A 12,049-nucleotide genomic window follows, 5' to 3' on the forward strand; every position below is an offset into this window, starting at 1 on the left:
GGGGGCCGGGGCGGGCAACNCAGGCCCGCTACGGCCGTGTCACTTGGCGATGAGCACGAGAACAGCGCGGCCGTGCAGGTGATAGGAGCTTCCGGCGCCCCCGACCGGCGCTTCGCTGCCCGGTGCCGCGACCTGGCCGCTGCCCTCCGCCCAGTTCGAGGTGTCCGTCACGCGGTACCACTGCTTGCCGGGACCGGCCGACGGCAGGGTGAAGTCGACGCCGCCGGACCAGCCGTTGTAGGCGATGTACAACGCGCTGCCGGGGTCGTCGAACTCGGTCCCGTCGATGCGCCAGGCCAGCGCGTGGTTGTCGGGGTTGCTCCAGTACGCACCGCTCGGGGCCGTGCCCTGCGGGGTGAACCACTCCAGCTGCCCCATGCCGTTGCCGTTGGTGTCGGCGGAGGTGTAGAAGCCGGCCGGGCGCAGAGCCGGGTGCGCGGCGCGGAACTCGATCATGCGCTGCACGTAGGTGCGGAAGGTGCGCTGCTCACTGGTCCACGAGGTGGTGAGCCAGTTGGCGGCGGAGTCCAGGTTGTAGGGGTTGTTGTTGCACCGGATGCCGCGCAGGTACTCGTCGCCGCCGGTCATCATCGGCGTGCCGGCCGAGAGCATCAGGAAGGCGAAGCCGTTGCGGGCGGCCTTCCGCTGGTCGGCGGCGACGCCTCCCTGGTCCCACGAACGGTTGTGGTCCGAGCCGCCGTCGGAGGGACCGTAGGGCCAGGGCTGGTTGTTGTTCTTGGCGTTGCACGAGTACAGGTCGGCCAGCGTGAAGCCGTCGTGCGCGACCATGAAGTTCACGGAGTTCCAGGGGCTCCGGCCGTCGTCGTAGAGGTCCGAGGAGCCGGAGAAACGGGTGGCGAGCGCACCGGGGGTGACCTGCTCCACCCCCATCATGTTCTGGTCGCTGCGCAGGGTGTCACGGAATTTGTCGTTCCACTCCGACCATCCGGCGGGGAAGTTGCCGACCTGGTAGGTACCGGAGCCGATGGCCCACGGCTCGCCGATCCAGTCGGTGCCGGTGCCGCCGGAGGCGGGGCGCGGCGGCATCAGTGCGGTGATCCGGTTGAGCGCGGTGTCCGGGTCGTTGCGGCTGAACCGGAAGCAGCCGTGCTGGCAGGTGTTGCCGAGCACGCTGGCGAGGTCCAGACGGAAGCCGTCGACCCCGAACTCGTCCTTCCAGTAGGCCAGTGAGTCGGTGATCATGGCGCGGGCCACCGGGTGGTAGGTGTTGACGTTCCCGCCGACGCCGGTGTTGTCCCAGGGGCTCTGGAAGTCACTGGTGAGGGAGTAGTAGGTCGGGTTGTCCAGTCCGCGCCACGAGTACACGCTGTAGGTGTTCTTGTCGGCCGGGTTCCACGGGCCGCCCTCGGCCGTGTGGTTGTAGACGACGTCGACGAAGACCTTCAGCCCGGCGTCGTGGTAGGCCCGCACCATCTCCTTGAACTCACGGGTGGGCCCGCCGGCGCTCTTGTCCGAGGAGTACCGCCGGTCCGGCGCGAAGTAGTTGAGGGTCATGTACCCCCAGTAGTTGTCGCCGTCCGTGCTGGTGGGGTCGACGTCGTTGGCGTCGTTCAGCGTCTCCTGCAGGGGCAGGAACTCGACCGCGGTGACGCCGAGGGCCGCGAGGTCGGCGGCCTTGAGGGCGGCGCCCTTGTAGGTGCCGCGGTAGGCGGCGGGTATGGAGGGGTCGTTCATCGTGAGGCCGCGGACGTGCACCTCGTAGATCACGTCGTCCTTCAGCGCCCGGGTCGGCTTGGTGCCCGTGCCGGTGGTGTCCGAAGGAAGCACGATCCCCTTGGGCGCGACGGTCCCGCTGTCCACCGCGCGGTGGAGCGGTCCGGTCGCGTAGACCGTGGAGTCGGTGTTGCCGGGGTGCATCGGGTCGTGGCTCAGCTCCCGCGCGTAGGGGTCGATGAGCAGCTTGTTCGGGTTGAATCTGTTCCCCTGAGCGTCCACGTCGGAGAGGAACCCGGCAGCCGACCCCTTGGTCCACGAGGAGCTGAAGGGCCAGTTGGGGCCCCACGCGCGGTAGCCGTAGTAGACGGGGCCGGTGATCCCGTAGGAGTTCCGGAGCGTCGTGACCGGCACACTGGTGGACCAGACGCCGTCGGCGCCCTTGGTCAGCGTGAGGGCCGCGGTCTCCTGGCTCCCGGTGGGCGCGCTGTAGAGGTAGAGATCGATCCGGGTCGCACGCGAGGAGTAGATCCGGAAGTCGACGGCCGTACCGGCCGCGTTGTAGTGGGCCCCCAGGGACGACGCCGAGGAGGCGGCGGCCGTCGGGACGAGCGCGGCCGGTGAGCCGGGGCCGGCCAGGCTCACCGTGAACATGGCGGCGATGGCCAGCGCGGCAGCGCGCAGGGCGAAACGGGTACGTCGTGGCCGTGGACGGGAGAAAAGGCGCATGGCGGCTCCTGGGACGGAGGAAAAGCCGCACGCGCGACGACCGTTGCATCTTCGTGGTTCTTGCGAACGCGCTGGACAATAACCGTGCTCGCCGTGATCGGCAAGCCCACCCGCGACCGTTCCGGCGTTGTCACCGGGACGCTCAGGGCCGTACCCGTCACTTCCTTGGGCTGAGGCCGGCGCCGCGCGACGGCGACGGCCACGACGGCCCAGGGCCGGACGACATACGGCCGTCATGAGTAGACGGCGGCCACCTGGGTGTCACGCAGGTCGGGGCCGGAGCGGTGAGGCAATCGGCACCGCCCCGCGGCAGACCCCAGAGACCCCGCCGTCGGACGCTCGCTGAGCAGTCTTGGGGAAGACTCCCGGGTGCGGGGACGACTCCGGCCCGGACCTGGGCGACACCGTGCGCGGGGGGAAGACTCCCGCGGGTGCGGGGACGACATGGTGACTGAGCGGCGCTCGTAGTCGGCGTACGGAAGACCCCCGCGGGGTGCGGGGACGACTCCCGCGCCACCGTGAGGGTCGTTTCCCCTGCCGGAAGACCCCCGCGGGTGCGGGGACGACGGCCTCCTGACCGTCCTCCCGGACATCATCGCTGGAAGACCCCCGCAGGTGCGGGGACGACTCCTACCAGGCCGGTGAGGCCGTTGCCTACCCCGGAAGACCCTCGCGGGTGCGGGGACGACGTTGCCGACAGGGACGGCGTGGCTGCCGATGAGGGAAGACCCCCGCGGGTGCGGGGACGACGGGCGGCCAGGCTGGCGGGAGAGCGCGCATGCCGGAAGACCCCCGCGGGTGCGGGGACGACGGGGTGCCAGTCGATCAGGTACAGGCCGGGCGAGGAAGACCCCCGCGGGTGCGGGGACGACGCCACCACGGCGGGGAATGCGGCCACCGTCGCAGGAAGACCCCCGCGGGTGCGGGGACGACTGGCAGCAGTAGGCATTACCTATTCCTTATCTAGGAAGACCCCCGCGGGTGCGGGGACGACACTTGTTGACCTGCTCGTTTACAGCGGCGGGGGGCGGTTTTCAATCGGTACGGTTCGGGAGAGCATCTTGGCATCCTGGTGCGAGCGGCGGTTCGGCGACTCCAATTTCGCGGATCCCCCGTCGGTTGTCAGTGGCTTGTCTTATGGTCTGTTACCCGAAGCGATTGTACGAGCTGTTGCAAGGGTGGCACGTTGAGTGACGAGTGGGGCGGGGTGGCCCTCGACATCGAAGGGATGTTGGGCAGTCTGTGGGGGAAGTCGGCGGAGAAGGCCGGCGGCAGGAAGAACCTGCTGCTGTCTCACCTCTTCGATACCGCTGCCGTGGCCGAGCTCATGTGGGAGGGGTTTCTGGCCCCCTCCACCCGGCTGGTGCTCGACGACATCGCTGGAGGCCCTGGAGCAGGGAAAAAGTTCTTCGCCTGGCTCTGTGGCGTACATGACTGTGGGAAGGCCACGCCGGCCTTTCAACGCATGTGGCCCGAGGGCGCCGCGGAGGTACGGAAAGCCGGATTGACCTGGCACGACCACCTCATCCCCCGGAAGCCGTGGCGTCACGACCGGGCGGGAGGGCACCTGTTGTGCCGGGATCTCGCCGGGGCCGGGTGGACGGAGGAGCAGATCGATTGGCTCTGGCCGCTCGTCGCCGGGCACCACGGGCGGTTTCCCAGCCGGGGGGAGCTCAAGCCCGCCAACCGGGCTAAGGGACAGCTGGTCGGCACCGGCTCCTGGCCTGCTGTTCAGCGTGCGTTGTTGGAGCGCTTCACCGAAGGGTTGGGCTTCGAGGGCGTGGCAGCGGTGGCTCCAGCCCGCAAGCCCTCCCGGGCGGTGCAGCTGCATCTGAGCGGTCTGATCGTGATGGCGGACTGGATCGCCAGCGATGAGAAGTACTTCCGTGGGGTGGATGACCTCCGCCGAGTGACCCTGGAAGCCGCCCGCGAACGAGCGGGGGAGGCCTGGCTGGCCTTGGGCCTGCACCAGGGCTGGGGCGGCCATGGGATTCCCGGGCAGGAGGCGTTCAGGGAGCGTTTCGGTCAGGAACCGCGTCCCTCCCAGATGATGGTGATCGAGGCGGCTGGGCGAATGAGCGCGCCCGGGCTGTTGCTTGTCGAGGCGCCCATGGGGGAGGGGAAGACCAAGGCGGCCTTGTTGGCTGCGGAGGTCCTCGCGGCACGTTTCGGGGCCGACGGTGTCTTCGTCGGCATGCCCACCCAGGCCACCAGCGATCCGATGTTCAGTGAGGTTCGTAAGTGGCTGAGCCGAATCGATGAAGAGCTGCCGTCCCGGGTTGCGCTGTTGCACGGCAAGCGCATGTTCAACCCGGAATGGCGTGCACTGCTGGAAGGCTCCGAGGCAGACGATGCTTCCCGGTTCGGCGGTGTGGACGAGTACGGCGAGTGCCTTGACGACGATCTGTACGGGGCCGGAACCAGTGACTGGGAGGACAGGACTCCGGCGCCGGGTACGGGAGCGCGGGGCCCCGCAGACTGGTTCCTCGGGACCAAGCGCGGGCTGCTCTGTCCCTTCGTCGTCGGGACTATCGACCAACTGCTGCTGGCCGCGACCAGGACCAAGCACGTCATGCTGCGTATGGCCGGCCTCATGGGCAAGGTCGTCGTCCTCGACGAGGTCCATGCCGCCGACGTTCACATGTCTCAGTTCCTGATGGAGGGACTGCGCTGGCTGGGGCAGGCGGGGGTGCCGGTGGTGCTGCTCTCCGCCACCCTGCCGCCCCGGCAACGGCAGGATCTCGTCACCACCTACCTGGCAGGAGCCTCGTCCCGCGAGGAGTACGTGGCGCACGGGCTGCCCGAGACTGATGGGTACCCGTCGGTGACGGCCGCCTGGCCGTCGAGCCGATCCGGGTCCGTTGCCGAAGCCGGTGGTGTGCCTGAGCCTCAGTACTTGGTCGCGTGCTGCTCGGGGTGGCGCACCGATCTCTCCCTTTCGGTCGATCTCCTCGGTGAGGTCGTGCCACCGCCCCACACCAAGCGAGAGGACCGGGAGGCAGCTGAAGATGGCGCGGCGCGCTCAGTAGTCGACCTGCTGGAGCGGGAACTCAATGCCGGCGGCTGCGTTCTGATCATCCGCAGCAGTGTGCCGCGAGCCCAGAGGCTCTACCGGCTGCTGCGCGACCGGTACGGCGACGAGGTGCACCTGTTGCACGGACGTCTCGCTGTGGGGGAGCGGGCGGACCGGACCGCGAGATGCTTGCGCCTTCTCGGCCCTCCGCAGGGAGTGGAAACCGGAGAACGGCCCGGGCGGATGATTCTGGTGGCCACCCAACTCGCCGAGCAATCGTTCGATGTCGACGTCGACCTGCTGGTGACCGATCTGGCTCCCATCGACCTTCTCCTGCAGCGGATTGGAAGACTGCACCGGCATGCCGGTGTGTCCCGCCCCGCCGGGCTGACCGCGCCGCGTGTGGTGATCACCGGCGTGGACGCGGTGGACCTCGCCGCGCCTCAGTTCCCGGGGGTCTCCGAGGCAATCTACGGACGATTTCTGCTTCTGCGGTCGGCGGCCCTCGTGCGACGGGCGCTGGCGAGTACGGAGGGGACGGCCAGGGGCAGCGGGTGGCGGGTCCCTGCGCAGGTGCCCGAGCTGGTCGCCGCCGGGTATGACGTCTCGGACGCCCTCCTGCCACCGCAGTGGCTGGAAGCCGCCGAGGCCGCTCATCGGCAGTGGGAGAAGACGGAGGGGGAGCGGGCGGAGAAGGCGAGCCAGTCCCTGTTGACCAGGCGCGGTGACAAGGAAGGGAGCACCCTGGCGGGTCTGCACTACGCGGGCCGGCCCGAGAGCGGTGGTGACGCCACGGTGGAGTGGTTGGTGCGGGATGGGTCCCCGACCGTGGAGGCGATCCTGGTCGTGCGGAAGGGCGAGGTCCACTACACCTTGAACGGGCGCGCTCTCTCCGTGAACGGAGATGTCGGAGCCGACCTGTTGGAGGACGTCCTGGCCGGTACCGTGCGGCTTCCGCCGTCCCTCACCGAGTCCGCGCTGAAGGAACTGCGCCCGCTGCCGGGGTGGTTCGGTCACGCCAGGCTGCGCCACTGTCCGGCCTTGCTGCTGGATCACCGAGGACGCACCGTTCTGGGGGACCACGACGTGAGCTACGACCCCGATCTGGGATTGCTGGTGCAGCGGCTCGTCACGAACTGACCGGGCGCCCGGACGAGGCCCAGGTCCCGTCCCCGCTGATGCGGGGCCGACCGGTCGGTGAGACACAGAAGGGGACCACCCCCGCCGCAGTCCGATGCCTCCTCTCGGGAGGGCGGCTGCTCGCGGGGCCGAGGCAATTCTCGCATTCGGCTGCGGAGCGGGGAAGAGCCGTGCCAGAGTTGGCGCTGCTTCAGACAAAGAAGATTGGGAGAGGTCAGTGTCGTTCAACCTGCTCGACGATCCCTGGCTGTCCGTGCAGGTGGTGGACCCGAGTCTGCCGGCCGGCACCGGAGAGGGAGGCACCGTCGAAGTGGGCGTGGGAGAACTCCTGCTCCACGCCGAGCGTTACCGGGATCTGGTCGTTGATCTGCCTACCCAGAAGCCCGCCATTCTCAGACAGGTACTCCTGCCGGTCCTCGTGGATGCGCTGGGGTATCCCGCCGGAGCCGGCGAATGGCTCGCCATGCTGCGTGCCGGTGGCCTCTCCTCTCAGCAGCGCGACACCCTATCCGCCTATCTGGAGGAATATCGGGGCCGTTTCGACCTCTTCGATCCGGTTGACCCTTTCGCCCAGGTGTCCGGGCTGTGCACAGCGAAGGGGGAGAGCAAAGGGGCCGCCCTGCTGGTGGCGACCGCCGCCACGGGGAACAACGTGCCGTTGTTCGCATCGCGGACCGAAGGCGATGTGCTGGAACTGACTCCGGCGGCGGCGGCCCGATGGCTGCTGCACACCCACTGCTGGGACACCGCAGCCATCAAGACCGGGGCGATGGGGGACCCGCGTGTGAAAGCGGGCAAGACCACGGGGAATCCCACCGGGCCCCTTGGCCAGTTGGGGGTAGTGATGCCCATGGGCAGCACCCTGTTCGAGACGCTTGTGCTGAACACCCCCTTCGGCCGTACGCGGCTGTCGGACGACCTTCCGCAGTGGCGTCGGCGCCAGACCACCGGCCGGATCCTGGACACTCTCTCCTGCGCTCTCCCCACCTGGCTGGAACGTGCTTCTCGCGGCCCGCTGGATCTGTGGACCTGGCAGTCCCGGCGCATTCGCCTCATCCCAGAGCAGACCCCGGCCGGCACCCGGGTGACCAGGGTCGTTGTTGCGGCGGGGGACCGGCTGACCGCTACGCCGGACCACGAACCGCACACCGCCTGGAAGCTCACCCCTGCCCCGAAGCGGCCGAGAACCGGGACCGCGGCGAAGCGACCCGTCCCCGCCGTCCTGCCTCGCCGTCACCAGACCGGAAAGGCCGGATGGCGTGGCCTGGAGGCTTTCCTCGCTGTCGAGCGGGAGCAGCGCGAAGCCCGCGGTGACCGTGCCGGCTTCCGCACCAGCGTGCTGCTGGACCAACTCGGTGGGGTGCGGGACCGTCTGCCCGCCACCTACCCACTGCGCGTGGAGCTGACCGGTATGGCGTACGGAAACCAGTCAGCGGTGGTGGAGGACCTCTACTTTGACGCCATTCCCCTTCCGCTGTTGGCCCTCGATCCGGAGGGGCCGGTATCCGCCTCGTTGCTGGAAGCCGCTGACCAGGCGGAACAGCTCGCCGCGGCGCTCAATCACCTGTCCGGCGACCTGATGCGTGCGGCCGGCAGCGAACCCATCCCCTGGGACAAGAGCCAACGGCCCGGTGAGACCCTGCTCTACGCCCTGGACAGCCCGGCCCGTCTCCTCCTTCTGGATCTCCGGGCCGAACCCGAGGACTTCGACGCCTCGGAGAGCGCACTCGAGAAGTGGGAGCACACCGCTGCCAGACACACCTGGGAGGTGGCCGAGCAGGTCCTGGCCACCACCGCTCCCGGCATCTTTTCGGGCCGGCGGAAAGTCAAGGACAAGACGGAGCACGTCTACCGGCTTGCCACCGCCGAACAGAGCTTTCGTGCACGGCTGAGGGTCATCCTGCCTCGCTGGGCGGCCTCTCGCCTCGCCGCACGTCTCGACGCACCTCCGGACCCCACTCCACTTTCCAGCGAAGGATGACCGACGCCGTGACCACCGACAGCACTGCTTCCCCGCCTCCTGGTTCCGAAGGGGCAGATGTGTCCCCGGGCCCTCTTGAGGAGGCGTCCTCGGGCGCCGTCCGCTACTGGGACCGGTACGTCTCCGCCCGGGGGACCTGGCGGCTCCACCCTGTCAGCCGTCAGCCGATGGAGCCGCCGGGGGAGGATCTCGCCGCCATGCGTGCGGGGCTCGCACATCCCGCTGGTGAGGTGTTCGCCCTGTGGCCCTTCTACACCGCCCCCTGCGACGGACGCATCACCCGGCGGCTGGAGGCCGAACACGCTGCCCTCGCCCTCTACGGCCTGCATCAGCAGAGCCGCCGTGAGCCCATGCACCGGCCGGGTGTCGGCTTCGGCGCCGCACTGGCCCGCCTCCGGGAGGGGGGACGCTTTGGCGCCGAAGCGCTGGACCGCCGTGTGGACACAGCGGCCAACGCCACCTCGGTGGCTTCCCTGCGGCACCGGCTGCGAGGGCTCGTCACGCAGTTGCGTACCGGCGGCCAGCCCCTGGACTACAACCGTCTCCTCGAAGACCTCCATGACTGGCATCTGCCCGAGAGGCGTCGCCGTGTCCGCCGCAAGTGGGGGCTCGAGTACTACGCACGCAAGTCCGAACCGCAGAGCTGATCACAGTCCCCGCGGTAGTCAACTCCCGCCCTCGAAAGACGAGGGACTCGACAAGCTGAAGGGAACCGGAGAAACCCGTGACCTCGCGCCAGTACATCGACGTACACATCATCCAGACCGTGCCGCCGGCCAACCTCAACCGTGACGACCAGGGGAACCCCAAGGAAGCCCACTTCGGTGGCACTCGCCGCTCGCGCGTCTCCTCCCAGGCATGGAAGCGAGCCACCCGCCTGCACTTCGCCGAGCGCGTACCGAAGCAGGATCTGGGCACCCGCACCAAGCGCGTCGCCGGAAAGCTCGCCGAACGCATCACCGCCACTGCCGGGGTGGACGCGGACGCCGCGACACGCCTCGCCGGTGCCCTTCTCGCGCCGCTGAAGATCACCGCGGGCAAGAAAGAAGGGGACACCGCCTACCTCTTCTTCTACGGCCGACGGCAGCTCGACGCCGTCGCCGAACTCGTGCGGGGCCGCGCCGCTCAACTCGCCGCTCTTGACGACGACGAACTGGCCGCCGAGATCAAGCAGATGCCCGTGCGCGAAACCTTCCGCTCCGGGCACCCCATCGACGTCGCCCTGTTCGGCCGCATGGTCGCCGACATCCCCGCCCTGAATGTGGACGCCGCCGTGCAGGTCGCCCACGCGCTGTCCACCCACACCACCGAGCTCGAGTTCGACTACTTCACGGCTGTTGACGACGAGAACGAGAAGGAGGAGACGGGCGCCGGCATGATCGGCACCATCGGCTTCAACTCGGCCACCCTCTACCGGTATGCCACCGTCGGCATGCACCAGCTCGTGGACAACCTTTCCGACGAGAAGGCAGCCGTCGACGCGGTTGCCGAGTTCGTTACCTCCTTCGCCCGCTCCATGCCCACCGGCTACCAGAACTCCTTCGCCCACCACACGCTGCCCCGGCTGGTCGCCGTCACCGTCCGCACCGATCAGCCGGTCAACCTGGTTTCCGCCTTCGAGGAGCCGGTCGACCTCGGCACCGAGACACACACCGGCATTGCCCCGGCCTCCATTCGCCGCCTGGCACGCGAACAGCTCACCGCGGTTCGCGCGTGGGGCAACGAGCCTGCCTTCAGCGCTCACTGCCACACCCTCGATCCCGATCACCGGGACGCCATCTCCCTTCTTGGAGAGGCTTTCGGTTCGGTCCGTCCGTTCGACGAACTGCTGATCGCCCTCCGGACCCACCTCACCGGCGGGGACGCCCGATGACCCCAACCCCATCCGGGGACGAGGCCGTACTGCTGCTCCGGCTCGCAGGTCCTCTCCAGGCCTGGGGTGACAGGAGCGCCTTCAACCGCCGCGAGACCCGTCCCATTCCCACCAAGTCGGGAGTCATCGGCCTGCTCGCCGCCGCCGCCGGCCGCGCTCGCGAGGATCCCCTCGACGACCTGTCACACCTGACGCTCGGCGTGCGGGTGGATCAGCCCGGAACACTTCTGCGCGACTACCACACGGTGAGTGACTACCGCGGACGTCCATTGCTCCAGGCGGGGGTCTCGGCCAAGGGGACCCAGAAACCCACCTCCCCCGCGAAGCACACCCACGTGACCACCCGGTACTACCTTCAGGACGCGGTGTTCCTGGCCGCCGTCGCGGGCCCACGGGAACTCCTCCTAGGCCTCCAGCATGCTCTTCGCAACCCTGCTTTTCCGCTGGCCCTCGGGCGGCGCTCCTGTCCGCCCACCCAGCCACTCTGCCTGGGGCTCAGGGAGACCGATACCGAGTTGGCACTGCGCGACACCCCCTGGCAGGCATCCCGACGAGTGCAGGACCGCTACGCCGGCCGATGGCGCCGCGAACGGAAAGCCGAACGTTCTGCGTACCCGACGACCGTTCCCTGCCCGGTCACCCTTGAGGATCCGCGCGGTGACGACGTCCTCAACGACGTCCCGGTCTCCTACGACCCACTGCGCCGGACCTTCGCAGACCGGCGGGTGCGACACGACTGGTTCTCCGTCCCCACAGCCTTCCCGGCCACGACCGGGCCCCGTACGACCGACAGCCCGGAGGACGGCACCGGGCACGACCCCTTCGCCCTCCTGGGCTGGTGATCACCATGACCTACCTCTCCCGCATCCGCCTGAACCCCTTGCGCGCCATGAGCCGCACCCTCCTGGCCAACCCTCGGGCCATGCACGGTGCGGTGGCCGGCGGCGTTCCCGGCGGCCCTGGCTCCGAGCGGGTGCTCTGGCGGCTCGACGCCGACAATCCCTACCGGCCCCACCTGTTCGTCCTCACCCGTTCCAAGCCGGACTGGACGCACATCGTCGAGAGCGCCGGGTGGCCCGATGCGGATGGTGAACACGCTGCCATCCGCGACTACACCCCTCTCCTCGACAACATCGCACTGGGCCGTGAGTTCGCCTTCCGGCTCACCGCCAACCCCGTGCAGAACACCCACACCCCGCTCAACCCCACCCCAACCCAGAAAGCAAAGCTCGACGCGGCAGCCACCTCGGGAAAGGCGGGGCGCCCTCGAGGACAACGCATCGGCCACCGTACGGTGAGCGCCCAGCTCCGATGGTTCCTCGACCGCACCGAGCGATGGGGTTTCACCGTCCCCCCGGCACGCCTCCCGACTCCAGGAGGGGACGAAGGCACCTCCGTCTTTCCGGAGCCCGACCCACCGCGCGACCTTCGCATCACCGAGCGGCGGCGTCACTCCTTCGCGAAGAGGGAGGAGCAGAAAGCCCGCGTCACTCTCACCACTGCCACGTTCGAAGGCCGCCTGCGCGTCACCGATCCGGCTGCCCTTACCGAGAGTCTCCTCGGCGGCATCGGGCCCGCCAAGGCATACGGGTGCGGACTGCTCACCCTCGCTCCGCTTCGTGAAGGGAGTAACTGACCC

The 12,049-nt window shown here is 69.0% G+C and carries 7 protein-coding genes and 1 CRISPR repeat array; of the genes, 6 read left to right on the plus strand and 1 reads right to left on the minus strand.

Features of this window, described 5'->3' with window-relative positions; genetic code table 11:
- Positions 1-39: 39 nt before the first annotated feature.
- On the minus strand, positions 40-2,403 hold the full coding sequence (locus ABD299_RS10485; RefSeq protein ID WP_344260779.1) for a glycogen debranching protein: 2,364 nt from the start codon (positions 2,401-2,403) through the stop codon (positions 40-42).
- A 538-nt stretch (positions 2,404-2,941) separates the two neighbouring features.
- Positions 2,942-3,397: direct repeats of the CRISPR family, unit length 29 nt; unit sequence AGGAAGACCCCCGCGGGTGCGGGGACGAC.
- 192 nt (positions 3,398-3,589) lie between these two features.
- On the opposite strand from ABD299_RS10485, the gene cas3 reads away from it, so the two are divergent.
- The 6 genes from cas3 (at position 3,590) to cas6e (ending at position 12,046) form a co-directional block, all read left to right on the plus strand.
- Complete coding sequence (gene cas3 / locus ABD299_RS10490) at positions 3,590-6,556, plus strand: CRISPR-associated helicase Cas3' (protein ID WP_344260782.1); 2,967 nt, start codon at positions 3,590-3,592, stop codon at positions 6,554-6,556.
- Between the two features lie 94 nt (positions 6,557-6,650).
- Positions 6,651-8,537, plus strand: a complete 1,887-nt coding sequence (casA, locus tag ABD299_RS10495) for a type I-E CRISPR-associated protein Cse1/CasA (RefSeq protein ID WP_344260784.1) — start codon at positions 6,651-6,653, stop codon at positions 8,535-8,537.
- Positions 8,538-8,545: 8 nt separating this feature from the next.
- Positions 8,546-9,184, plus strand: coding sequence for a type I-E CRISPR-associated protein Cse2/CasB (gene casB / locus ABD299_RS10500; RefSeq protein WP_344260786.1), 639 nt, complete (start codon positions 8,546-8,548; stop codon positions 9,182-9,184).
- 77 nt (positions 9,185-9,261) lie between these two features.
- A complete protein-coding gene (cas7e, locus tag ABD299_RS10505) occupies positions 9,262-10,410 on the plus strand; it encodes a type I-E CRISPR-associated protein Cas7/Cse4/CasC (protein ID WP_344260788.1) in 1,149 nt (382 codons plus the stop codon).
- Positions 10,407-11,252 (plus strand): type I-E CRISPR-associated protein Cas5/CasD, encoded by an 846-nt coding sequence (gene cas5e, locus ABD299_RS10510; protein WP_344260791.1) that lies wholly within the window; start codon positions 10,407-10,409, stop codon positions 11,250-11,252. Before cas7e ends, cas5e begins: the two co-directional genes overlap by 4 nt.
- Before the next feature lie 5 nt (positions 11,253-11,257).
- Complete coding sequence (gene cas6e, locus ABD299_RS10515; RefSeq protein WP_344260793.1) at positions 11,258-12,046, plus strand: type I-E CRISPR-associated protein Cas6/Cse3/CasE; 789 nt, start codon at positions 11,258-11,260, stop codon at positions 12,044-12,046.
- Positions 12,047-12,049: the final 3 nt, after the last annotated feature.

The sequence above is a fragment of the Streptomyces sodiiphilus genome (assembly GCF_039529215.1).
GTDB lineage: Bacteria > Actinomycetota > Actinomycetes > Streptomycetales > Streptomycetaceae > Streptomyces > Streptomyces sodiiphilus.

Excerpts from the sequence above, each read along its gene's own strand:
- casA (WP_344260784.1), top strand. The coding sequence starts at position 6,651 with ATGCCTCCTCTCGGGAGGGCGGCTGCTCGCGGGGCCGAGGCAATTCTC.
- ABD299_RS10485 (WP_344260779.1), bottom strand. The coding sequence starts at position 2,403 with ATGCGCCTTTTCTCCCGTCCACGGCCACGACGTACCCGTTTCGCCCTG.
- cas6e (WP_344260793.1), top strand. The coding sequence starts at position 11,258 with ATGACCTACCTCTCCCGCATCCGCCTGAACCCCTTGCGCGCCATGAGC.
- cas5e (WP_344260791.1), top strand. The coding sequence starts at position 10,407 with ATGACCCCAACCCCATCCGGGGACGAGGCCGTACTGCTGCTCCGGCTC.